General features: G+C 64.8%; 22 protein-coding genes. 9 read left to right on the top strand and 13 right to left on the bottom strand.

The window, feature by feature from the left end; genetic code table 11:
- Positions 1-7 precede the first annotated feature (7 nt).
- The 3 genes from fghA to E0W60_RS00190 all read left to right on the top strand — a co-directional run bounded on the left by fghA (position 8) and on the right by E0W60_RS00190 (position 2,494).
- Positions 8-850: an S-formylglutathione hydrolase gene (gene fghA / locus E0W60_RS00195; protein WP_167884568.1), complete on the top strand. Its 843-nt coding sequence runs from the start codon at positions 8-10 to the stop codon at positions 848-850.
- 126 nt (positions 851-976) lie between these two features.
- On the top strand, positions 977-1,114 hold the full coding sequence (locus tag E0W60_RS36920) for a hypothetical protein (RefSeq protein WP_165971434.1): 138 nt from the start codon (positions 977-979) through the stop codon (positions 1,112-1,114).
- 162 nt (positions 1,115-1,276) lie between these two features.
- Complete coding sequence (locus tag E0W60_RS00190) at positions 1,277-2,494, top strand: GGDEF domain-containing protein (RefSeq protein ID WP_135702530.1); 1,218 nt, start codon at positions 1,277-1,279, stop codon at positions 2,492-2,494.
- Between the two features lie 35 nt (positions 2,495-2,529).
- On the opposite strand, the gene E0W60_RS00185 is transcribed toward E0W60_RS00190, so the two are convergent.
- Positions 2,530-3,546, bottom strand: a complete 1,017-nt coding sequence (locus E0W60_RS00185; RefSeq protein ID WP_135703935.1) for an AraC family transcriptional regulator — start codon at positions 3,544-3,546, stop codon at positions 2,530-2,532.
- 181 nt (positions 3,547-3,727) lie between these two features.
- Between E0W60_RS00185 and E0W60_RS00180 the strand changes: the two genes are divergently transcribed.
- The 5 genes from E0W60_RS00180 (at position 3,728) to E0W60_RS00160 (ending at position 9,358) form a co-directional block, all read left to right on the top strand.
- Positions 3,728-4,861 carry an acyl-CoA dehydrogenase family protein gene (locus E0W60_RS00180; protein ID WP_133093230.1) on the top strand — a complete coding sequence of 378 codons (1,134 nt, stop codon included), beginning with the start codon at positions 3,728-3,730 and terminating at the stop codon, positions 4,859-4,861.
- A 42-nt stretch (positions 4,862-4,903) separates the two neighbouring features.
- Positions 4,904-6,427, top strand: coding sequence for a CoA-acylating methylmalonate-semialdehyde dehydrogenase (locus tag E0W60_RS00175; protein ID WP_135702528.1), 1,524 nt, complete (start codon positions 4,904-4,906; stop codon positions 6,425-6,427).
- A 104-nt stretch (positions 6,428-6,531) separates the two neighbouring features.
- Entirely contained in the window at positions 6,532-7,437 is a 906-nt protein-coding gene (mmsB, locus tag E0W60_RS00170) for a 3-hydroxyisobutyrate dehydrogenase (RefSeq protein WP_135702526.1), read from the top strand.
- A complete protein-coding gene (locus E0W60_RS00165) occupies positions 7,434-8,204 on the top strand; it encodes an enoyl-CoA hydratase (RefSeq protein ID WP_135702524.1) in 771 nt (256 codons plus the stop codon). Before mmsB ends, E0W60_RS00165 begins: the two co-directional genes overlap by 4 nt.
- An 8-nt stretch (positions 8,205-8,212) precedes the next feature.
- On the top strand, positions 8,213-9,358 hold the full coding sequence (locus E0W60_RS00160; RefSeq protein ID WP_135702522.1) for an enoyl-CoA hydratase/isomerase family protein: 1,146 nt from the start codon (positions 8,213-8,215) through the stop codon (positions 9,356-9,358).
- Between the two features lie 52 nt (positions 9,359-9,410).
- On the opposite strand, the gene alaC is transcribed toward E0W60_RS00160, so the two are convergent.
- The 5 genes from alaC to E0W60_RS00135 all read right to left on the bottom strand — a co-directional run bounded on the left by alaC (position 9,411) and on the right by E0W60_RS00135 (position 13,352).
- The gene (gene alaC, locus E0W60_RS00155; RefSeq protein ID WP_135702520.1) at positions 9,411-10,622 is read right to left on the bottom strand and encodes an alanine transaminase; all 1,212 of its coding nucleotides are present in this window, start codon (positions 10,620-10,622) and stop codon (positions 9,411-9,413) included.
- A 123-nt stretch (positions 10,623-10,745) separates the two neighbouring features.
- On the bottom strand, positions 10,746-11,138 hold the full coding sequence (locus E0W60_RS00150; protein WP_135702518.1) for a hypothetical protein: 393 nt from the start codon (positions 11,136-11,138) through the stop codon (positions 10,746-10,748).
- Between the two features lie 80 nt (positions 11,139-11,218).
- Positions 11,219-12,046, bottom strand: a complete 828-nt coding sequence (locus E0W60_RS00145; RefSeq protein WP_240745786.1) for a siderophore-interacting protein — start codon at positions 12,044-12,046, stop codon at positions 11,219-11,221.
- Between the two features lie 78 nt (positions 12,047-12,124).
- A complete protein-coding gene (locus E0W60_RS00140; protein ID WP_431189860.1) occupies positions 12,125-12,823 on the bottom strand; it encodes a PadR family transcriptional regulator in 699 nt (232 codons plus the stop codon).
- Positions 12,824-13,061: 238 nt separating this feature from the next.
- The gene (locus tag E0W60_RS00135) at positions 13,062-13,352 is read right to left on the bottom strand and encodes a hypothetical protein (protein WP_167884537.1); all 291 of its coding nucleotides are present in this window, start codon (positions 13,350-13,352) and stop codon (positions 13,062-13,064) included.
- Positions 13,353-14,096: 744 nt separating this feature from the next.
- Between E0W60_RS00135 and E0W60_RS00130 the strand changes: the two genes are divergently transcribed.
- On the top strand, positions 14,097-15,149 hold the full coding sequence (locus E0W60_RS00130; protein WP_135702514.1) for a hypothetical protein: 1,053 nt from the start codon (positions 14,097-14,099) through the stop codon (positions 15,147-15,149).
- 24 nt (positions 15,150-15,173) lie between these two features.
- Here E0W60_RS00130 and E0W60_RS00125 read toward each other — a convergent pair whose 3' ends face one another.
- The 7 genes from E0W60_RS00125 to rfbB all read right to left on the bottom strand — a co-directional run bounded on the left by E0W60_RS00125 (position 15,174) and on the right by rfbB (position 22,118).
- A complete protein-coding gene (locus E0W60_RS00125) occupies positions 15,174-16,535 on the bottom strand; it encodes a cytochrome P450 (RefSeq protein ID WP_135702512.1) in 1,362 nt (453 codons plus the stop codon).
- Positions 16,536-16,552: 17 nt separating this feature from the next.
- Positions 16,553-17,695, bottom strand: coding sequence for a hypothetical protein (locus E0W60_RS00120; RefSeq protein ID WP_240745785.1), 1,143 nt, complete (start codon positions 17,693-17,695; stop codon positions 16,553-16,555).
- A 35-nt stretch (positions 17,696-17,730) separates the two neighbouring features.
- Complete coding sequence (locus tag E0W60_RS00115; protein ID WP_135702510.1) at positions 17,731-18,072, bottom strand: hypothetical protein; 342 nt, start codon at positions 18,070-18,072, stop codon at positions 17,731-17,733.
- Positions 18,073-18,707: 635 nt separating this feature from the next.
- Entirely contained in the window at positions 18,708-19,259 is a 552-nt protein-coding gene (gene rfbC / locus E0W60_RS00110) for a dTDP-4-dehydrorhamnose 3,5-epimerase (protein WP_135702508.1), read from the bottom strand.
- On the bottom strand, positions 19,256-20,134 hold the full coding sequence (gene rfbA, locus E0W60_RS00105; protein ID WP_135702506.1) for a glucose-1-phosphate thymidylyltransferase RfbA: 879 nt from the start codon (positions 20,132-20,134) through the stop codon (positions 19,256-19,258). Before rfbA ends, rfbC begins: the two co-directional genes overlap by 4 nt.
- A gap of 18 nt (positions 20,135-20,152) precedes the next feature.
- Positions 20,153-21,064: a dTDP-4-dehydrorhamnose reductase gene (rfbD, locus tag E0W60_RS00100; protein WP_135702504.1), complete on the bottom strand. Its 912-nt coding sequence runs from the start codon at positions 21,062-21,064 to the stop codon at positions 20,153-20,155.
- A complete protein-coding gene (rfbB, locus tag E0W60_RS00095) occupies positions 21,054-22,118 on the bottom strand; it encodes a dTDP-glucose 4,6-dehydratase (protein WP_135702502.1) in 1,065 nt (354 codons plus the stop codon). Before rfbB ends, rfbD begins: the two co-directional genes overlap by 11 nt.
- Between the last annotated feature and the right edge of the window lie 102 nt (positions 22,119-22,220).

Here is a 22,220-nt window from a genome sequence, read left to right as displayed (position 1 = left end):
GGAACTGTTGGAACTGATCTCGCAACACGGCTGCCATGGCGGCGTGCAGCGCTTCTACCGCCATGATTCGGCGGCGATCGGGCTGCCGATGCGCTTCTCGGTGTTCCTGCCGCCGCAGGCGCAGGGCGGCGCCAAGGTACCGGTGCTGTTCTACCTGGCCGGCCTGACCTGCACAGAAGAAACCTTCATGATCAAGGCCGGCGCGCAGCGCTTTGCCGCCGAACACGGCCTGATGCTGGTCGCGCCCGACACCAGCCCGCGCGGCGCGGGCGTGCCGGGCGAGGCCGATGCGTGGGACTTCGGCGTGGGCGCGGGCTTCTACGTCGACGCCACCGAGGCGCCCTGGAGCCGGCACTGGCGCATGGAAAGCTATGTCGCCGAGGAACTGTTCGACCTGGTCACCACCGCGCTGCCGGGCGAGGCGTCGCGCGTGGGGATCTTCGGGCATTCGATGGGCGGCCACGGCGCGCTGGTGCTGGCGCAGCGCCACCCCGGGCGCTTCCGCTCGGTGTCGGCATTCGCGCCGATCGCCGCGCCGATGCGCTGCCCGTGGGGCGAGAAGGCCTTCACCGGCTATCTCGGCATCGACCGTGGGGCATGGACGCAGTACGACGCCACCGAGCTGATGGTGCGCCAGCAAGGCGCGCCGTTCCCGGCCGGCATCCTGGTCGACCAGGGCCTGGACGACCAGTTCCTGCAGACCCAGCTGCACCCCGACGCATTCGAGGCCGCCTGCCAGGCGGCGGGCCAGCCGCTGACGCTGCGCCGGCACAGCGGCTACGACCACGGCTATTACTTCATCACGACCTTCATCGCCGACCATATCCGGCACCACGCCGGGCAGCTCTAGCGCCTGAGCGCTCAAGCGCACCCATAGCCCCGCACCGGCCCCCATTCAGGGGATGCCCGGTGCCGGCCCCGATCCCATAATTGCTGCTCGACCGGCCTCAGAGCCGGAACAAGATGGGGTCACATCATGAACCACGTCGTCTCCCTCGGCGGCTATATCCTCGGCTGCCTGGCAGCGCTGCTGATCGCGGTGCGATGGTTGTTGCGCAATGACCCGGTGCTGCGCACCGACGAGCCGCACGAACCGCCACGACGAACCGACTAGCCAGGCGCCGCGACAGCGCCGGCACAAGCGGCGGCAACCTCACATCCCACGGACGGCACGACGGCGCGCCCCTGGCGGCGCCCGCTGGCCCTGCTCGCCCCGTATCATTACGGGTCGCGCCGGACCGGCGCATTACCGTCACGCCGCAGCCAGCCCTGTCCGATGTCCGTCCCGATCGCCCTGCTCACCATCACGACCGCGCTCAGCGCCATGATGCTGGCCATCGTGTGGTCGCTGCGCCGCTGTGGGCTGCCGGGTGTAGGCGAATGGTGCAATGCCAACCTGACCGCGACCGGGGCGCTGGTGCTGTTCTCGCTGCGCGGCATGATCCCGGATTTGTTGTCGGTTGGCGTTGCCAACGCCGCGCTGGCGTGGTCGCTGGCCCTGTTCTACGCCGGCAGCGTGCGCTTCTGCGGCGGCGTGCCGCCGTGGCGGCGGTTGCTGGCGGCGACGGCGGTGACGACTGCAGGCGTGATCGTCTGGCGCTATGCCGTCGACGTCTTCGCCACGCGCGTCGTCATTGTCTCGGTCTTCCATGCGGTGCTGTGCGCGCTGATCGCGCTGACCTTGCTGCGCCGCCGCCCGCGCGGACAATCGGCACGGTTCTTCATCACGACCGCCTGCTTCGCGCTGTTTTTCGCCGCCGGCCATGCGGTGCGCGGCACGCTGTCGGCGCTGCAGTGGCTGGGCAATCCCTACCTGCAGGAATCCATGTTCCTCAACACGGTGTTCCTGACCCTGGGTGCGCTGGTGATGCCCGCGATGACCATGGGCGCGGTGCTGATGATCCATGACGCCATCGTGCGCCGGCTCGAAGCGGTCGCCAATACCGATACGCTGACCGGCGTGCTGTCGCGCAAGGCGTTCGAGGAAGGCGCACAGCGCGAGCTGGCGCGCGCCGCCGGCGGCAAGCCGGCGCCCGCACTGCTGATCGTCGACATCGACCATTTCAAGTCGGTCAACGACACCTACGGCCACGCGGCCGGCGATGCCGTGCTGCAGGCGTTCGCAAGGCTGGTGGCGGCGCAACTGCGGCCCGGCGACCTGCTGGGCCGTCTCGGCGGCGAAGAGTTCATGGTACTGCTGCCCGCCACCGGCGAGGCCGGCACAGGCGCGGTGGCCGAGCGCATCCGCGCCTGCGTGCAGCGCCATGCGGTCACGACGGCAGCGGCGGACGGCGGCACCCACACCGTGCGCTATACCGTCAGCGGCGGCACCGCCGGCTGGCATCCGGGCCTGACGCTGGCGCAGCTGAGCGCGCGTGCCGATGCGGCGCTGTATCGCGCCAAGGTGGGCGGGCGCAACCGCATCGCGGCGCACAGCGGGCCTGCCGCGGCTACGCAGGCGGCAACGGAGACCGCGCAGGCGCTCGATGCCTGAGTCGCTTCAATCCCCCGTCAATCCCGTCAATCCCGTCAATCCTCTTCCACCACGCGGCGGTAAGCGCCGGGCCGCGAGCCGGTCCAGCGCCTGAATGCCCGGTGGAACGCGCCCGGCTCGGCAAACCCCAGTTCCGCCGCGATATCCGCCACCGGGCGGCCCGAATGGCTGAGCGCCTCGATGGCAAGGTCGCGCCGCAGCCCGTCCTTCAGGTCCTGGTAGCTCACGCCCTCGTCCATCAGGCGGCGCCGCAGCGATGAAGCCGACAGGTTCAGGCTGACCGCCAGCGCCTCGAAGGTGGGCCAGAGTTCGGGCCGCTGGTTGCGCAGCAGCCTGCGCACGCGCGCGCCGACGCTGCTGCGGTCGGAATACTTCACCACCACGTTGTGCGGCGCATCGCGCAGGAACGCCTTCAGGCTGCGCTCGTCCTGGCGCACCGGCTGGTCCAGCAGCGCGGCGTCGAACACCAGCGCCGTGGCCGGCTGGTCAAAGGCAAGCTGGCGCGAGTACATCACGCGGTATTCGGCGCTGTAAGGCGGCTCAGCGTAGTCGAACGCCGCGAGCCGCACCGGCACGCGCCGGCGCAACAGCCAGCTCATCAGTCCATGCAGCATGATCAGCATGGTTTCCTTGGCGAACACGCCGGGCTGCCGCCCCAGCGCCGCGTTGGGCGCGGTCAGCACCAGCGCGGCCTCGTCCCCGTGCCGGTCCAGGCGCACGCCGATATCGTCCAGCAGCAGCCGGAAATACCGCGTAATGCGCTCCAGCCCCTGCCCAAGCGTGCGGCTGCCGAAGACCGCGTGGCACAGCATGGCAAAGCTGCCGCACTTCATGCTGCGCGAATCCTGGCCGAAGAATTCGTCGTCCAGAGCGGCGGCGACCCCCAGCCACAGTTCGCTGTAGCTGGCCGCCGACACCCTGGCCTGCGGCACTGCCAGCAATTCGGGCGCGATGCCGGCGCTGCGCAGCACCGGCCCCGGGTCGATCCCGCGCGCCTGCAGCCCGGCGATGGCATGGTGGACAAAACAAAGCGCGACGCTGCCTTTTTCCATGGTCCGGCGGGTGGCAAACGAGTTCATGAAGATTGGCGGATTTTGGCATAGGAGCCCGCCCGCGGCGTTCCTACACTGCCCGCAGGCCACGACGCCGAGCGCGCATTCTGCCTCAGATGCGGCGCCGCGCCAACGCGCTTTACATAAAGCCCCCCGCGGAACACCACCACGCCAACCTGCCATGCACAGCGACTACACCGAACAGCAACAGATGATCCGCGACAGCGCGCGCGCCTTTGCCAGCGAGCGCCTCGCCGCCGGCGCCGCCCAGTGGGACCGCGACGGCCGCCTGCCCGAAGAGGTCGTCGCCGAAATGGGCGCGCTGGGCCTGCTCGGCATGATCGTGCCGGAGGACTGGGGCGGCACCTACACCGACTATGTCGCGTACGCGCTCGCCATCGAAGAAATCGCCGCGGGCTGCGCCGCCTGCGCCACGCTGATGAGCGTGCACAACTCGGTCGGCTGCGGCCCGATCCTGCACTACGGCACCGATGCGCAGAAGGAACGCTACCTGGCGCGGCTGGCCAGCGGCGAACTGATCGGCGCCTTCTGCCTGACCGAGCCGCAGGCCGGCTCGGAAGCCCACAACCTGCGCACGCGCGCCCGCTATACCGACAATGGCTGGGTGCTCAACGGCAGCAAGCAGTTCGTCACCAACGGCCAGCGCGCCGGCGTTGCCGTAGTGTTTGCCTCGACCGAGCCGGAGCGCGGCAAGAAAGGCATCTCGGCCTTCCTGGTGCCCACCGACACGCCGGGCTTTGTCGTCCACGCGCCGGAGAAGAAGCTCGGCATCCGCGCCTCGGACACCTGCGCCATCACGCTGGAAGACTGCACCGTGCCGCACGACGCGTTGCTGGGCGAGCCTGGCGAGGGGCTGCGCATCGCGCTGTCCAACCTCGAAGGCGGCCGCATCGGCATCGCGGCGCAGGCGATCGGCATCGCGCGCTCGGCGTTCGAGGCTGCGTGCCGCTATGCGTCGGAGCGCATCCAGTTCGGCCGCCCGCTGCGCGAGCATCCGCCCATCGCCAACATGCTGGCCGACATGGCCACCGAGCTGAACGCCGCGCGCCTGCTGGTGCACCGTGCCGCGCGCATGCGCAGCGAGGGCGTGCCGTGCCTGTCCGAAGCCTCGCAAGCCAAGCTGTACGCATCCGAGCTGGCCGAGCGCGTCTGCTCCAAGGCGCTGCAGATCCACGGCGGCTATGGCTACCTGGAAGACTACCCGGTCGAGCGCCACTACCGCGACGCCCGCATCACCCAGATCTACGAAGGCACCAGCGAGATCCAGCGCATGCTGATCGCGCGCAGCCTGTAATCCCTTGCCAACCACATACAACCACACCGTCCGGAGACAACCATGAGCGCAGTGCCCAAGACCGACAATGCCGTGCCGACCGTACCGCTGCTGATCAACGGCGAATGGGTGGAATCGTCCGCCACCGAATTCCGCCAGGTGGTCAACCCCGCCACCCAGGAAGTACTGGCGCGCGTGCCGCTGGCCACGGCCAGCGAAGTCGCCGCCGCCGTCGGCGCCGCGCACCGCGCCTTTGCCACGTGGCGCCACACGCCCATCGGCGCGCGGCTGCGCATCATGCTGCGCTACCAGGCGCTGATCCGCGAGCACAGCAAGCGCATCGCCGCCATCCTGACCGCCGAACAGGGCAAGACCCTGGCCGATGCCGAGGGCGACATCTTCCGCGGCCTGGAAGTGGTCGAGCACGCCTGCTCGATCGGCACGCTGCAGCAAGGCGGCTTTGCCGAGAACGTCGCCTCCACCGTCGACACCTACACGCTGCAGCAGCCGATCGGCGTCTGCGCCGGCATCACGCCGTTCAACTTCCCGGCGATGATCCCGCTGTGGATGTTCCCAATGGCGATCGTCTGCGGCAACACCTTCGTGCTCAAGCCGTCGGAACAGGACCCGCTGTCGACCATGGAACTGGTCAAGCTGGCGCTGGAAGCCGGCGTGCCGGCGGGCGTGCTGAACGTGGTGCATGGTGCCAAGGATGTGGTCGATGCCCTGTGCACGCATCCGGACATCAAGGCGCTGTCGTTCGTCGGCTCGACCGCGGTCGGCACGCACGTCTACAACCTGGCCGGCGCGCATGGCAAGCGCGTGCAGTCGATGATGGGCGCGAAGAACCACGCCGTGGTGCTGCCCGACGCGCACAAGGAACAGACGCTGAATGCGCTGGCGGGCGCGGGCTTTGGCGCGGCGGGCCAGCGTTGCATGGCCACCTCCGTGGTGGTGCTGGTAGGCGCGGCGCGCGACTGGGTGCCTGAGTTGGTCGAGCGCGCCAAGACCCTGAAGATCGGCGCCGGCGTGGAGCCCGGTACCGATGTCGGCCCGGTGGTCTCGGTGGCAGCGAAGGAGCGCATCCTCGGCCTGATCGCCGCCGGCGAGCGCGAAGGGGCGAAGCTGGTGCTCGACGGCCGCAACGTGCAGGTGCCGGGCTATCCGCAGGGCAACTTCATCGGGCCGACCATCTTCACCGAGGTCGGCACCGACATGACGATCTACACGGAAGAAATCTTCGGGCCGGTGCTGGTGGTGATCGGCGTCGAAACGCTGGACGACGCCATCGCGCTGGTTAACCGCAACCCGTTCGGCAACGGCACCGGCGTGTTCACCCAGAGCGGCGCCGCGGCACGCAAGTTCCAGAGCGAAATCGACGTCGGCCAGGTTGGCATCAATATCCCGATCCCGGTGCCGGTGCCTTATTTCAGCTTCACCGGCTCGCGCGGCTCCAAGCTGGGCGATCTGGGGCCGTATGGCAAGCAGGTGGTGCAGTTCTACACGCAGACCAAGACGGTGACGGCGCGGTGGTTTGACGATGCGACGGTGAATGACGGGGTGAATACGACGATCAGTTTGAAGTGAGGCGTGGCACGTCGCAACGGCCGACGGTCTGCTCCCCTCTCCCGCAAGCGGGAGAGGGGAGAAAACAAACGTTGTTCAAATACCTTCGCTGAAGGAGACACCCCATGCATATCGCCTTCATCGGCCTGGGCAACATGGGCGCGCCCATGGCGCGCAACCTGCTCAAGGCCGGCCATACCCTGACCGTATTCGACCTCAATGCCGCCACCGTCGCCGCGCTGTGCGCCGAAAGCGCCGCCAGCGCGGATACCGCGCGCAAGGCCGTGGCGGAAGCCGACTTCGTCATCACCATGCTGCCCGCCGCCGCACACGTGCGCAGCGCCTACCTTGGTGAAGACGGCGTGCTCGCCGGCGTGCGCCCCGGCGTGCCGCTGGTCGATTCCAGCACCATCGATCCGGCCACCGTGCGCGAGCTCGCCGCCGCCGCGCAGGCCCAGGGCAATGCACTGGCCGACGCTCCCGTTTCCGGCGGCACCGTCGGCGCGCAGGCCGGCACGCTGACCTTCATGGTCGGCGCCACCGAAGCGCTGTTCGCGCAGGTGCGCCCGGTGCTCGCCGGCATGGGCCGCAACCTGGTCCATTGCGGCGGCACCGGCACCGGGCAGGTCGCCAAGATCTGCAACAACCTGATCCTCGGCATCTCGATGATCGGCGTGTCCGAGGCGATGGCGCTGGGCGTGAAGCTGGGCATCGACGCCAACGTGCTGGCCGGCATCGTCAATACCTCGACCGGCCGCTGCTGGGCGTCCGATACCTGCAACCCGTGGCCCGGCGTGATCGATACCGCTCCGGCCGGCCGTGGCTACAGCGGCGGCTTCGGCGCCGACCTGATGCTCAAGGACCTGGGCCTCGCCGCCGATGCCGCGCGCAGCGTGAAGCAGCCGCTGTTCCTGGGCGCGCTGGCGCAGCAGGTCTACCAGGCCATGAGCCACGCCGGCGAAGGCCAGCTCGATTTCTCCGGCGTGATCCGCCAGTACCTGTCCGCCACCGACAAGGAGCGCCAGCCATGATCGAATTCGCCCTCGATGGCCACGTCGCCACGCTGACGCTGAGCCGCCCGCCAGCCAACGCGTTTACCGCCGACGGCCTGCAGCAACTGCGCGATCTGGTGGCAAAGATCGATGCCAATCCCGAGATCCGCGCCGTTGTCGTGACCGGAGCCGGAGAGAAGTTCTTCAGCGCGGGCGCCGACCTGAACGGCTTCGCCGACGGCGACCGCGCCCATGCGCGCGCGATGGCGCAGCAATTCGGCAGCGCCTTCGAAGCGCTGCAGAACGCGCGCCCCGTGGTCATCGCCGCCATCAACGGCTACGCCATGGGTGGCGGCCTGGAATGCGCGCTCGCCTGCGATATCCGCATCGCCGAGGAACACGCGCAGATGGCGCTGCCCGAAGCCGCCGTGGGCCTGCTGCCGTGCGGCTGCGGCACGCAGACGCTGCCGTGGCTGGTTGGCGAAGGCTGGGCCAAGCGCATGATCCTGACCAATGAACGCGTCGACGCGGCCACCGCGCTGCGCATCGGACTGGTCGAGCAAGTGGTGCCGCGCGGACAGGCGCTGGCCACTGCGCTGGAGATGGCGCAACGCGCCTGCAAGGTCAGCCCGCGCGCCGCGGCGTACAGCAAGCAGCTGGTGCACCTGGCACGCCAGGGCGTGCCGCGCCAGGCAGCGCTGGCCTTGGAGCGCGAGCGCTTTGTCGACCTGTTCGACGGCGCCGACCAGCGCGAAGGCGTCAACGCCTTCCTCGAGAAACGCGCGCCGCAATGGCGCAACGCCTAGGAGCCCGCATGCGCCTGACCGAATCGGCCAACTCGCCGCACCATGCCGGCACGCAGGATGCCGCCGAGCCTGAGGCCCTGTTCGACGTCGTCAACGGCGTCGGCATTGCCACGCTGAACCGGCCGCGCCAGCTCAATGCGCTGTCGTACCCGATGATCGTCGCGCTGGGCGCGCAGCTCGAAACCTGGGCGCAGGACGACGCCATCCGCGCCGTCGTGCTGCGCGGCGCGGGTCCCAAGGCCTTCTGTGCCGGCGGCGATATCCGCGCCCTGTACGACAGCTACCGCGACGGCACACCGCTGCACCGGCGCTTCTTTATCGACGAATACACGCTGGACTACCGCCTGCACCGCTATCCCAAGCCGCTGGTGGCGCTGATGGACGGCGTCGTCATGGGCGGCGGCATGGGGCTGGCGCAGGCCGCGCACCTGCGCATCGTCACCGAGCGCTCGCGCGTGGCCATGCCGGAGACCGGCATCGGGCTGGTGCCGGATGTCGGTGCCAGCCATTTCCTGTCGAAGCTGCCGGTGCAGCTGGCGCTGTATCTCGGCCTGACCGGCGTCACCATCGGCGCCGCCGATGCGCTGCTGTGTGGCCTGGCCGATGCCGCCGTCGACAGCGGCACGCTGGCCACGCTGGAGCAGACACTGGCCGGCATTACGTGGGGCCGCGACGTGCTCGCCGACCTGCGCCATGCGCTGGTGCGCGAACCCGTGACGAGCGCCGCCGACTCACCGCTGCTGCAGGTGCTGCCCGCGCTGCTGCGCCACTTCCCCGCGCATGCCACATTGCCGGAAATCCTGGCCGGCCTGGCGTGCCAGGACGATCCGCTCTACACCGCCTGGGCCACGCGCACCATCGACGTGCTGCGTACGCGCTCGCCGCTGTCGGCGTGTGCCACACGTGAACTGCTGCTGCGCGGCCGGCGCATGGACCTCGCCGACTGCTTCCGCATGGAGCTGGCAGTGGTGGTCAACACCTTCTCGCAAGGGGATTTCATCGAAGGCGTGCGCGCGCTGATCGTCGACAAGGACAACGCGCCGCGCTGGCGCACCACCAGCTATGAGGCGGTGGCGCCGGATGACGCGCAGGCACTGTTCCGGCCATGGTGGGCGCCTGGCGAGCAACCGTTGCCGCTGGCCCTTCCGGCCTGAATGCAACAAGCCAGCACCTGCGCCGCACCCCGCGGCGCAGGTTGCCACGGCATCAGGCCTTGATCAGCCCATCCGCGCGGAACATCGCCTTGATGCCTCGCACGGCTTGCCGGATGCGCGATTCGTTTTCGATCAGCGCGAAACGCACGTACTCGTCGCCGTAGTCGCCAAAGCCGATGCCCGGTGACACCGACACCTTGGCCTTCGCCAGCAACTGCTTGGCGAACTCCAGCGAGCCCAGCGCGCGGTATGGCTCGGGAATGCGCGCCCAGATATACATCGAGGCCTTCGGGATCTCCACCGGCCAGCCTGCCTCGATCAGCCCCTTCGCCAGCACGTCGCGGCGCGACTGGTATTGCGCGGCAATCTCCTTCACGCATTGCTGGTCGCCTTCCAGCGCGGCGATGGCCGCGATCTGCACCGGCGTGAAGGTGCCGTAGTCGTGATAGCTCTTGATGCGCGTCAGCGCCGCCACCAGGTCCGGGTTGCCGACCATGAAGCCGATGCGCCAGCCCGCCATGTTGTAGCTCTTGGACAGCGTGAAGAACTCCACCGCGATGTCCTTGGCGCCCGGCACCTGCATGATCGAAGGCGCCTGGTAGCCGTCGAAGACGATGTCCGCATACGCCAGGTCATGCACGACGAAGATATCGTGCTTGCGCGCCAGCGCGATCACACGCTCGAAGAAATCGAGCTCGACGCATTGCGCGGTCGGGTTCGACGGGAAGCCCAGCACGATCATCTTGGGCTTGGGATAGCTGCCCCGGATCGCGCGTTCCAGCTCGGCAAAGAAATCGATGCCCGGCACCAGCGGCACCGAACGGATATCCGCCCCTGCAATCACCGCGCCGTAGATATGGATCGGGTAGCTGGGATCGGGCACCAGCACCGTGTCGCCACGATCCAGCGTGGCCAGCATCAGGTGCGCCAGCCCTTCCTTGGAGCCGATGGTGACGATGGCCTCGGTATCCGGGTCGATCTCGACGTCATAGCGCTCGCGGTACCAGTGCGAGATCGCACGCCGCAGCCGCGGGATGCCCTTGGACGTGGAATAGCCGTGCGTGTCGGGCCGCTGCGCCGCCTCGGTGAGCTTGGCCACGATATGCGCCGGCGTGGCGCCATCCGGGTTGCCCATGCTCATGTCGATGATGTCCTCGCCACGGCGGCGGGCGGCCATCTTCAGCTCGGCGGTGATGTTGAAAACGTACGGGGGAAGGCGATCGATGCGCGCGAAGCGGCGCTTGCCGGAGGAAGCGGCAGTCATGTGGAGTCCTTTACGTAAGCGCCCGGAACCGTCCGAGCGACGTCGGCAGCCGCTGTTTCGGCTGCCTGGGGACTCATGTTAGCGGGGATGCCACCGTTGCACAACGGGTGCGTGTGCAGATGACTAGAGCCTGCCGCCAGGCAGACCGGTCGGGCGGTTGGCGGGCAGATGGCGCACGATGCAGTCCAGCGCGGGAGAATCGGAGCGCCCGCCCAGCGCCGCACTGACCGAATCGCGGTACTGCTGGGCAGAGATGCGCTGGTAGTACAGGCGCGAAGTCTGGTCCAGCCAGTAGACGTAATCGTCGTCGCTGCGGCTGCCGCTGGTGCGCAGCCACTCGCTGATATTGTTCGTGCCGACCATCATGTTCGGGCACGCAGTCCGCAGCGAATCGAGATAGGCATTGAAGTCGGTGGCCTGGCGGCTGCGCACGGCGTCCGGCGCACAGGCGGCCAGCATGGCAACGGATGCCGCGGCGGCGGCGATGATGCGCGACGGCTTGGATGCAGACAGCACGGCAGTCCTCCCGGCGGTGGCGTTGCCTGCCATCTTATGGCAACGCCGCGCCCGCGTACACACCGTGCCGCCGCCGTGGCTCAGTCGTCCAGCGTCTCGTGCACCGCCGCGTCGCCGCGCTTCCAGTAGGCCGATGTGCGGATGCGCTTCTTGTCGATGCCGCGCTCGCCGACCAGGTAGTGGCGCACGGCCTTCATCGCGGCCGCCTCCCCCGCGGCCCAGACATAGCCTTCGCCCTGAGGCAGCGTGACCTGGCGCAGCGCCACTTCCAGCAGGCTGCCCTCGGGCGCATCGCCGCGATGCAGCCAGTGCACCTCGACATTGGCCAGGCTCGGTAGCGCGATCTGCGCGGTCGCATCGCCCACTTCCATGACGACGATGGCGCGCGCCTCCGCGCCCAGCTCTTCCAGCCGGCGGCCCACTGCAGGCAGCGCCGTATCGTCGCCGATCAGCAGATGCCAGTCGAAGCCCGTCGGCACCACGAACGAGCCGCGCGGCCCGCCGACGCCCAGGTACTGGCCCGGCCGCGCCTGCGCCGCCCAGGTCGAGGCAGGGCCGTCGCCGTGCAGCACGAACTCGATATCCAGCTCCTGCGCGGCAGCATCATAGCGGCGCGGCGTGTAGTCGCGCGCGGCCGGACGCGGCTGGCCTTCGGGGAAGCTGATGCCGTCCGGGCCCACCTGCGGCAGCACCGGCTTGTCGGCACCGTCCACGGGGAAAAAGACCTTGACGTGGTCGTCGAACGAGGCCGAGACAAAGTCTTCAAGCTCGGTGCCGCCCAGCGTGACGCGCAGCAACTGCGGCGTGACCTGCGTGGTGCGCACCACTTGCAGCAGGCGCATCCTGAGCGGATGGCGCACGCGTTGCACGGACAGATCGCGATTGGATTCAGTAGCGTTTGCAGTCATAGAGGAATTCCTTGGTTGCAGGCCCTGCATTTGCCGGGCCCGGTTGCCGATGGCAGATGCCAGCGTCAGCGCCACGGCTCAGGCCTGGGGGCCGGCTTCGATCTCGGCCGCTGCGCGCATCAGGATCGCGGCAATGCGGCGCTGCTCGTCGGCGCCGGCTTCGCTGCGCATCACCATGGCGCGCTTGAGCGCGCCACGCGCCTGCATCAGCTCGGGCAGCCAGCCGCCCTGCTCCGGTTCCGGCTGCGGCTCGCCGCTCATGGCCCGGCGCATCCACTCCATCTTGCGGGCCACATGGCGCAGCTTCGCCACCATCACATCGACACGCTCGCGGTTGGCAGCGAGATGCAGGTTGCCGGCTTCGGACAACTGGTAGCGCTTCTTGTTGCCTTCGGTATCGACGGTGGCGTAGCCGACTTCTTCTAGGTAGGTCAGCGCGGGGTACACCACGCCGGGGCTCGGCTTGTAGAAGCCGTTGGTGCGGGTTTCGAGCGCCTTGATCAGCTCGTAGCCGTGGCTGGGTTTTTCTTCGAGCAGGCTGAGCAGCAGCAGCTGCAGGTCGTCGGCGCTGAACTTGCGGCCGCGGCGCCAGCCTTCATTGTCGAAGCCGCCGGGACCGCCGCCACTGAAGCCGTCGTCGTCTCGGTTGCCCCAGAAGCCGGCGCCGCCTCGGCCCATGGCGTGGCGCATGGGGTGCGGAGCGAGTCGCATGAATGCTTCTCGTACCGTGCCGTGAGAGGCGTGTGGGTGGCTTTGGTGATGAGCATGGTGGCGCATAAGCAATGCGTATATCGTTAGATAGATCGTACGATATATATCGTACGATCTAAAGTCAACCCGCTTATTGGCCATGTGCCGAGCTCTACAACCCCGTGACCGCGAGTCGACGGGGCCGGTCATATGGCCTGATAACGATTGGGCTGCGCCTCAACGGCTTCCAGATATGGCCCCGCCTGTGCCACTCTGCAGGGCCGGGTTGCTCGGCAGCTGCGGAATGCCGCGGCCACCCGCGACATTAGTCGCGCAGCAATGCCGCGCCATGTACCAAGGCCAACTCACTCAACACCTCAGTCTCATGGGCCAGCTTGGCTGCAAGGGAAAGCAGGCTCTCCCAAGTCTGCTGGTTAAGGGCGCTTAAATTCTCGCCCGAGGCCCCATAGTCGCTGGCCATCAATAACAAGCCATGAAGCTGGGCCGCGCGTTCTGCTGCAAGGCTCAGAGGATTTTCGCCCTGGCTGTGGGCGGTCACGAGCATGTCGACACCATTGTGTTCCGCTGTAATGCCGTGATGGCTATGGCTATACATGGTGCACCTCCGCATGCGCGGGCGCGCTCTGGTGCATTGTGCAGGTGCGTGAAAATGCCAATCGCCCAGTATGGGCAAGCAAAGACTGGATCATGGAACGGCCTCCCTTTTCATACGGTTTCAGTCCCGCTCCCCGCTGCTAATCGGGGTGGGCGGGCGCAAGGCAGGGTTAGCAGACCGAGAAAAGGAACCGGCGAGCCCGAGGGCTCCCCTGCCAGGCCCGCCCATGAAAGGGGCGTGCGCAGGCACGACGGACGTAAGAATACCGCCAGAAGGCGGTCGTCCGGCCTTTTCACTCGGGCTGCTAAACCCGGTCACTACGATGGCAGCGACGTGACCAGTATGGCGAAAGGCTCTGCCGGCCAGTATGAGCACATTCGCAAAAATTGGGCGCAGGCAGCCACAGCATCGAAGTGCCAGTCAGCGGCACTTCCCTGAGCCCTGAACTTGCGGCCGCGGCGCGAGCCTTCGTTGTCAAAGCCATCGGTGCGGCCCGCTGAAGCCGTCGTCGTCAAGATTTCCCCAATTAATGATTGCGTGACGCATCAGGTGCGAAGCGGAGCGCATGGCTGCTGTAACTCCTACTGCGCCGTCAGAGGCGAATGAGTGCGATACCGCACCAAGTCACGTTGATTGTCCCCGCTCCGCTTTCCAACATTCATTTAACGCCAAGCAGCGCGACAGACGCTGCGGTGTCCGCACAGAGATGGATTCAAGAACAACAAGTGCTACCGGGGAAACAGCATGGCCGCCAACACGCAGCGCAGGCTCACTGCAATCTGTATCGGTGCCATGATGCTGGCGCCATGGGGAACGGCGCACGGCGCCATGGAGGATGCACTGCTGAGCGCGGAACCGGTGGTTCCATCAGCGCGGGGGTTCTTCGCGGAAGCGGCCTATGACGCAGGCGGCCATTACCAGGGCGGGCATTTCCGCACGGGCTACAAGTTATCGCCCGCGTGGTCGCTGGAGGCGGGATACTGGCGCCGGCACGTCACGTATGGCGACGATTCCGCCGGCATCGACAGCTGGCTGGCGTCCACCAGCTATGGCCTCGTCACGACGCCCGATGCAGGCCGCAAGCTGACCCTGCGCCTGTCCGCGTGGGGCAACTACACCGGCAGCCTCAGCAAGAGCGGCTCCGCCTCGTCCGGCAAGTTCAGCGATTTCACCATCGCGCACCCGAACGATACGCAAGTACAGGCCGACGTGATCTACACAGGCCAGCCCTGGACCAACCACTTCCTGACAGGCTTCCTCAGCGCCGGCTACAGCTGGGTTCGCGCCGGCGATATCGAGGGCACGCTGAAACAGGGCTCCTGCCTGTACAACGTCAGGGTCGGCGCCGATAACATGGCCCTCGGCACGCTTGCGGCGCCATGCCGGGTCGGCCGCGCCACCATCTCCAGCGGCGGCTTCCGCATGAACGCCGGGCAGATCGGCCTGGACGCGGGCGAGGGCTTCAATGACGACGGCGCATTCATCGGCGCCGGCGGCTCGTGGCGGTGGCGCTATGGGGCGTGGAGCCTGGTGGCCGGCTACCACGCGCAGTACTTCTTCCGCGAACTGGACGACCGCTATACCGCCTATGGCGCGCCCAAGTCGCAGTTCAACCAGACCATCGTGCTGCAGGCGTCGTACGCGATCAATCGCTACGTAGACGTATTCTTGCGCGGCCAGGGCGTGCAGAACAGCCTGATGGGATATGTGCCGATGCTCTACAACCCGGTCACGGCCAGCAAGCTGGACCGGTCATTTGCGTTGTTCTCGATCGGGCTGCGCATCAGCGGGTTCTAGCGGCCGGTTACGGCGGCGCGCCGGTCAGCGGCGATGCAGGCGGACCCTGACGCCGTTGCCGGATCGGATCGTCACGCGTCCCACCACCTTCGGCACATGGCCAGGGTCCGCTTCGACACGATAGCGGCGCACGATGCTGGCGAGGATCAGCACCGCTTCCTGCGTGGCATAGGCGGCGCCGATGCATACCCGCGGCCCCTTGCTGAACGGGATATACGCGCACTTCGACGACTCCTTGCCGGCCTGCGTATCGAAGCGGTCGGGATCGAACTCGTCCGGCCGCTCCCACAGCGTACGATGCCGGTGCAGCAGCCACGGCGAAATCAGGATCGGCGAGCCCTCCTTCACCGACTTGTCGCGAATGCATTGCGACTGCGCCGCCTCGCGCACGAAGAACCCGACCGGCGGATACAGCCGCAGCGTCTCGCGGAACACATTGCCGACCGCCGGCAGGCTCTTGATGTCGCTCAGCTCGAAATCGCGATCACCGACGGCCTCCTGGATCTCGGCAAGCATCTTGTCCTGCAGGTGCGGGCATTGCGAGATCAAGTAAAGCGCCCACGTCAGCGCACTGGCGGACGTCTCATGGCCGGCCAGGAACAGCATGCAAACCTGGTCGACCAGCTCTTCATAGGTGAAGCGGTCGCCGTTGACCGGATCGACCGCGTCCATCATGCCGGCCAGGATGTCCTGCTTTGCACTCCCCTGCCCGCTGTCTCGCTCGGCCAGCCGCCGCGCAATGATCTCTGACAGGATCACACGGATCTTCTTGGCCGCGCGCTTGCTCCTCCACGCAGAGATCACCGGAGGCAGCCGATAGATCATCAGGATCATCGCCCGCTGCGCGTGATGCTGGAATTCCAGGAACGCGTCGTAGATTTCCTTCGCCGCGGATTCCTCCAGGTTTTCCGACAGGATCGTCCGGAAAATGATGTCGGCGGTCACGTACGTCATCTCGCCGTCCACCTCATACGACCGCCCGTCCGCCACCGCATCCAGCCGCCGCGTCATCCCCGCCACCGAATCGGCCATCAGCGAAAACACCAGCTTCAGCCGCGCCTGCGCGAACGCCGGCTCCACCAGCCGGCGCTGCCGCTCCCATACCTTGCCGTTGGTCGTGAAAATGCTGGTGCCCAGCAGCGGCTCCAGCATCCGATGCATCAGCTTGTGCTTGGGATACTCGTGCGTATCGCCCAGGATCTTGCGCACCCAGTCGGCATCGTTCACCATAAAGATGTCCATGCCGGGCTGCGAGATCTTGCCCATCTTCATCGAATAGCTGCGCTCGAACAGCACGTCGATCCACGAGTTCCAGCCACGCAGGAAGCGCAACAGGAACGAGCTCTTGCGCGTGTGCGGCTTTGGGTAAGGCGGCTGGAAATTCATTGCAATGGGGGGCAAAATCAATAAGGCTGGATACGGTTCGGACCTGCCGTCATCCGGAAATAGTCGTACTCATTCGGCAAGGCGCTTGCCATCAGGTACTGGAAATGTAGGCGCTGCTTGCTCCGCTTCATGCGGGCGTAGTCCTGCTTGCTGAACATGCGGAAGGGGCGCACCACTTGCGCGGTCGGACGGCCGACGCCCGCACCGGCAATGCCGGTGATGTCCAGCGGATTGGCTTGCGAGAAGCAAAGCGAATCAGCGCGCGCGTTCATGTCGAGCCATTGCATGTCGCGCTCTTCGGAAAGGCGCTTGAGATCGTGCCGGAAGGCCTTTGCGCTTGGCATTAGGCCAAGCAGCGGAATGCACTGGCCCAGCGTGACCAAAGTAACCTGGCGGCGCTGCACAGGCGCAAGCACCTCAACCAGCCGTGCCGCAAGCGACACGCCGACGATCGAACCGACACTGTGGCCGACTACCAATGCCTCGTCGCACGGAGACGCTTCCAGGTCCTGGCGGATCCATTCGGCAAACGCCGCGATCCGGGCCTTGACGTCCTCCGGCTCACGCTCGCCCCACCCCTGCACAAAGCGGTAGATCTGCAGCAGCCAGAACACCGCCAGCCGGTTCGCCAGCGCAATGCCACCGCTAAACAGCGCAGCGCCGGCAGCAATGCCTCCCGCCAACGCGAACCACGCATTGCCGCCAACGGCCGACAGCAGCGCCTTGGTTCCGGCGCCACAACCGGCCGACAGCAGCACCAGCAGCAACAAGTAGACGAGCGGATACAGCGCACTGTAGAAAGGCCCGCGGAATGTCTTGCTGAGCCGGCCAAATGCGCCACATCCGATATAGCGCACATACCTGCCCAAGGTCGAGAACACCAGTTTAGGCAAACTGGGTTCCCAATGCCTGCGCACCAGATCGTCCCAATGCAGGAACTGGTATTGCGTCGACACCGAATGCCCGTCCCACTCACTGTCCACGGTCCACGCGCTCACGTGCTCGCCCAGCTTGCTCCGCGCACCCACGCTGACCGTCCCGCCATGATGCACGGCTTGCTTGACCGACTCCTCGCGATACAAGCGGTGATAGTACGACGCGCCGCGCGGATCGAAACCGCTGACGTAATAGACCTTGCGACGCTTCACCTCGCTGGACACGACTTGCGCAGCCGTCTGCTGAACCGCCGCACCCATCATTGCGTCCGGTGGTGCAGGTTCTTCTTCAGCACCAGGTCCACGATTGGCTGCTCACGCTTGTTGGCACGGCGGCAGTGGTCCTGCTGGAACTTGTCAGTGAACCAGATGATGAAGCGCGCCCACCAGCGGTGCTGCTCGCGCCAAGCGTGCGACGACACCGACTCCCAGGCATAGCCGTTGAGCAGCGTCGCATTGACGAAATGATCCAGCGCGCGCACGCCGGCACGGCCGCGTTCGGTCTTGCCGAAGAAGCCGATGTAGACGATCAGCAGGTATCCGAGGACGGCTAGCGGGACAATAAAAATCATCAGCAGGAAGCCGGCGATGCGTTCTCTCATGGCGAGCGGGGGCGATGGTGACGAATGGGGACGTTGGGGGCTGAGGTGCAGCGGAGGTGTACGAGGGCCCTGCTTTCCGGGGCGCAAGACGGGAACTGCGGGAACCAAGCGCTGAAGTAGTATAACGACTGTTCGCCCTTATAGCAGCCGGTTAGCCTGCAGAACAATCCAGCACGTCAATGGTAGCGTTCGATTGTTGCTGTTTTGAAACAAACGAACCCGCGATGCGATGAGCGCGGGCATTTTCATGAAAACCCATAAATTCGGGAGACTCCGCGCGACACGGGTTTCCCCCAATTTATCCAGGGTATCCGACCGGCGTTGAATAGCATACAGAGCCGTACCGGCTCGCGAAAGGACTCGCATGCTAATGCTCGGCCTTGTTCTATTGACTGTTGTTGCCCTTGCCGCAATCCTTGTCGAGTCTGCGGCGCAAGATTGGAACGACGAGCACATATAAACAAGGAGTTCCCAGACAGGCCAAGTGCGAGCCGCCGTAGGTGGTAGGCTCTCAGTGAAAGTGTCCGCCCCGCAAGCTAACGCCGGCGGCACATCTAGCTTGTCGCCGGCAGTCCCCACCGCTATTGCAGATTTATCGGGACAAGCTCCCAATATTCGATTGCAAATGAAGTCAGCTAGCAGAACGATTCGGCCTCAGTTAGCCGCTTCCCCGCGGCATCCTTGGCCGCAAGGATCGGTTGCCCCTCAATCGGCCAATCAATGCCGACGTCTGAGTCGTTCCAGAGCAAGCTCCGCTCGTGCTGGGGATACCAGTAGTCGGTCGTCTTGTAGAGAAATTCCGCGGACTCTGAAGTCACTACAAAGCCGTGAGCGAAACCTTCCGGCACCCACAATTGGCGTTTGTTTTCCGCCGACAGGGTGACGCCTACCCACTCTCCGTACGTCGGCGAAGTCTGGCGCAAGTCCACAGCTACGTCAAACACCTCACCGACCACAACACGGACAAGTTTTCCCTGTGGATGCTGGATCTGGTAGTGCAGGCCCCGGAGCACATTGCGGGCAGACCGAGAATGATTGTCCTGCACGAACGTCCGCTTTACACCCGTTGCCTCTTCAAATTGCCTGGCATTAAAGCTCTCAGAAAAGAAGCCGCGATCATCACCGAATACTTTGGGCTCGATGATCAGGACGTCCGGAATGGACGTAAGGATGACTTTCATACTCATTTGACCGATTCGGAAATGACTTGCAGCAGGTACTTTCCGTAACCACTCTTGGCAAGAGGCGTGGCCAGTTCCACTACTTTATCGGCACCGATCCAATTGCTACGGAAGGCAATTTCTTCCGGACACGCCACCATAAGACCCTGACGGTTCTGCAATGTCGCGATGAATCCCGCTGCCTCATGGAGCGACTCATGTGTGCCGGTATCTAGCCACGCATAGCCCCGGCCCATAATCTCCACGTCAAGCATTGCCATCTCAAGATAGCGCTTGTTGACGTCAGTAATCTCCAGCTCACCACGCGCGGACGGCTTGATGTCCGCAGCGATATCGCAGACCTGATTGTCGTAAAAATAGAGTCCGGTAACTGCGTAGTTGGAACGCGGCTTTTGGGGCTTTTCTTCCAGCGACAGTGCACGAAAGTCCGCGTCGAACTCCACCACCCCATATCGCTCCGGATCTTGCACGTGATAGGCAAAGACAGTCGCACCTTCCTTCTGCTTCGCAGAACGCTCAAGCTGGCGCACGAGATCGTGACCGTGAAAAATATTGTCTCCGAGAATCAAGGTAGATGGGCTATTGCCGATAAATTCCCGGCCAATCAGAAAAGCCTGCGCCAGCCCATCCGGGCTCGGTTGCACAGCGTATTGCAGGTTCAGGCCCCACTGGCTGCCGTCACCCAGCATGTCCGAAAAACGCGGGGTGTCTTCCGGCGTAGAGATAATGAGGATGTCACGAATCCCTGCCAGCATCAGCGTGGACAGCGGATAGTAAATCATCGGCTTGTCATATACTGGCAGCAGCTGCTTGGAAACCGATCGCGTGATCGGATAGAGCCGGGTGCCGGATCCACCGGCGAGAATAATTCCCTTGCGCATTAGGTTCTGCTCATCAATTTAGAGAATCTGGTCAAGCAAGAAATGCACACCTTCCTGCCAATGTGGTAAATGGATGCCAAACGTCTGACGCAGTTTGCCTGTGTCCAGGCGTGAATTGAGCGGACGTGGTGCCGGCAACGGGTATGCGCTCGCCGGGATTGCTTCAATACGGGCAGGGTCTACCTTTAGCGCTATGCCATGAGCCGCTGCATAGCGCAGCACCTCTGTGGCATAACCGTGCCAAGTGGTCTCGCCACCGGCAGCAAGGTGATAGATTCCAGAAACAAAGCTATGACGCTTACCAGACACCCAGTGGCGCGCCACAATCTGCGCGGTAACGTCAGCGATCAGTGCGGCCGTCGTGGGAACTCCAAACTGATTGGAGATCACTCGCAAGCTATCGCGCTCCTGCCCCGCCCGCAGCATAGTCTTTGCAAAATTTCCGCCGTGAGCGCCGGCCACCCAGCAGGTACGAAGAACCAGCGCTTGGCCGCCGACAGCAGCAATGGCTTGTTCACCAGCCAATTTGCTCTTGCCGTAGACCGACTGCGGGTTGACTGGATCGGTCTCGACGTAGGCACCATCCTTGCAACCGTCGAAGACATAGTCCGTAGAGTAATGAATCAGCAGGCTACCGCGCGCATTGGCCTCTTCGGCAAGGATCCCCACCGCCTTACCATTGATGGCGAAAGCTACCTCGGCTTCAGTTTCTGCCTTGTCGACTGCCGTGTAGGCGGCCGGATTGACGATAACATCCGGGCAGTACTGGCGCATTACACGCCGAATCTCGTCCGGACGAGAGAGGTCGCAGCCGGTGCGATCCAGCGCCACCACGCGACCTAGCGGAGCAAGGCTGCGGCGCAATTCGAAGCCAACCTGGCCGTTACTCCCAGTAATGAGAAAGGTGGGCGTTGCCGGTTCACGCTGCATATTGCTTCGCTACCCAATTGCGGTACTCGCCGGACATCACATCTTTAACCCAGGCCTGGTTATCCAGATACCATTGCACAGTCTTGCGCAGACCCGTTTCGAAAGTCTCGGCCGGCCTCCAGCCCAGTTCCCGCTCAAGCTTACGGGCATCGATCGCATAGCGACGATCGTGGCCTGGTCGATCTTTGACAAAGACGATCTGGTCACGATAGGACCCATCTGTCTTCGGATGTAGTTCGTCGAGCAAGTCGCACAAGGTGTGAACGACGTCGAGATTTGTCTTTTCGTTCCACCCGCCTACGTTATAGGTCTCACCTACGCATCCGCGTGCAAGGACTTCGCGAATGGCGCCGCAATGATCAGCTACGTAAAGCCAGTCCCGCACGTTCAGCCCATCGCCGTATATTGGAAGTGGCTTACCCGCGAGAGCGTTGGAGATAACCAGCGGGATGAGCTTTTCAGGAAAGTGAAAAGGCCCGTAGTTGTTTGAGCAGTTGGTAGTCAGGACCGGCAGGCCATAGGTGTGGTGATACGCCCGAACCAGATGATCTGAGGCGGCCTTGGATGCTGAATAAGGGCTATTGGGCTGGTAGGCGGTGGTTTCCGAGAACTGTGGATCATGGGGACCCAACGATCCGAAGACCTCGTCCGTAGAAACATGGAGGAAGCGAAAGCTTGCCTTGTCTCCCTCGTTGAGAGTGCCCCAATGTGCGCGTGCGGCTTCCAGCAGCGTAAAGGTGCCGACGATGTTGGTCTGGATGAATGCATCTGGACCGTGGATCGAACGATCGACGTGGCTTTCGGCAGCAAAGTGAACAACTGCGCGGGGCCTGTAGGTGGCAAACAGTTTGTCTAAGGCGGCGCGATCGCAAATGTCGGTTTGCGAAAAGATATGGCGTGAGTCGCCTTCCAGCGAGGCCAGCGTCTTGCGGTTGCCCGCATAGGTCAGCTTGTCGACGTTGATAACCGTGTCTGCTGCCGCATCACTCAACCAGTTCAGGACAAAGTTGGCACCAATGAACCCGGCACCGCCTGTGACAATAATGTATGGCAAACTTCTACTCCTATTCTTTTAAAATATGCCGATACCGATAATTTGGTGGCAACACACCGGGAGCGGGGATTGTTAAAGCTATTCTCGAATCGGATTAACTAA

Source organism: Cupriavidus oxalaticus, assembly GCF_004768545.1.
Taxonomy (GTDB): Bacteria; Pseudomonadota; Gammaproteobacteria; order Burkholderiales; family Burkholderiaceae; genus Cupriavidus; species Cupriavidus oxalaticus_A.
Note: the sequence above shows the minus strand (reverse complement) of the source record. Positions and strands in the feature narration are given on the sequence as shown.

Excerpts from the sequence above, each read along its gene's own strand:
- E0W60_RS00130 (WP_135702514.1), top strand. The coding sequence starts at position 14,097 with ATGGCCGCCAACACGCAGCGCAGGCTCACTGCAATCTGTATCGGTGCC.
- E0W60_RS00115 (WP_135702510.1), bottom strand. The coding sequence starts at position 18,072 with ATGAGAGAACGCATCGCCGGCTTCCTGCTGATGATTTTTATTGTCCCG.
- E0W60_RS00145 (WP_240745786.1), bottom strand. The coding sequence starts at position 12,046 with ATGACTGCAAACGCTACTGAATCCAATCGCGATCTGTCCGTGCAACGC.
- E0W60_RS00180 (WP_133093230.1), top strand. The coding sequence starts at position 3,728 with ATGCACAGCGACTACACCGAACAGCAACAGATGATCCGCGACAGCGCG.
- E0W60_RS36920 (WP_165971434.1), top strand. The coding sequence starts at position 977 with ATGAACCACGTCGTCTCCCTCGGCGGCTATATCCTCGGCTGCCTGGCA.
- mmsB (WP_135702526.1), top strand. The coding sequence starts at position 6,532 with ATGCATATCGCCTTCATCGGCCTGGGCAACATGGGCGCGCCCATGGCG.
- alaC (WP_135702520.1), bottom strand. The coding sequence starts at position 10,622 with ATGACTGCCGCTTCCTCCGGCAAGCGCCGCTTCGCGCGCATCGATCGC.
- rfbD (WP_135702504.1), bottom strand. The coding sequence starts at position 21,064 with ATGCAGCGTGAACCGGCAACGCCCACCTTTCTCATTACTGGGAGTAAC.
- E0W60_RS00135 (WP_167884537.1), bottom strand. The coding sequence starts at position 13,352 with ATGTATAGCCATAGCCATCACGGCATTACAGCGGAACACAATGGTGTC.
- rfbA (WP_135702506.1), bottom strand. The coding sequence starts at position 20,134 with ATGCGCAAGGGAATTATTCTCGCCGGTGGATCCGGCACCCGGCTCTAT.
- E0W60_RS00165 (WP_135702524.1), top strand. The coding sequence starts at position 7,434 with ATGATCGAATTCGCCCTCGATGGCCACGTCGCCACGCTGACGCTGAGC.
- E0W60_RS00140 (WP_431189860.1), bottom strand. The coding sequence starts at position 12,823 with ATGCGCCACCATGCTCATCACCAAAGCCACCCACACGCCTCTCACGGC.
- E0W60_RS00185 (WP_135703935.1), bottom strand. The coding sequence starts at position 3,546 with ATGGAAAAAGGCAGCGTCGCGCTTTGTTTTGTCCACCATGCCATCGCC.
- E0W60_RS00160 (WP_135702522.1), top strand. The coding sequence starts at position 8,213 with ATGCGCCTGACCGAATCGGCCAACTCGCCGCACCATGCCGGCACGCAG.
- E0W60_RS00175 (WP_135702528.1), top strand. The coding sequence starts at position 4,904 with ATGAGCGCAGTGCCCAAGACCGACAATGCCGTGCCGACCGTACCGCTG.
- E0W60_RS00190 (WP_135702530.1), top strand. The coding sequence starts at position 1,277 with ATGTCCGTCCCGATCGCCCTGCTCACCATCACGACCGCGCTCAGCGCC.
- E0W60_RS00125 (WP_135702512.1), bottom strand. The coding sequence starts at position 16,535 with ATGAATTTCCAGCCGCCTTACCCAAAGCCGCACACGCGCAAGAGCTCG.
- rfbC (WP_135702508.1), bottom strand. The coding sequence starts at position 19,259 with ATGAGTATGAAAGTCATCCTTACGTCCATTCCGGACGTCCTGATCATC.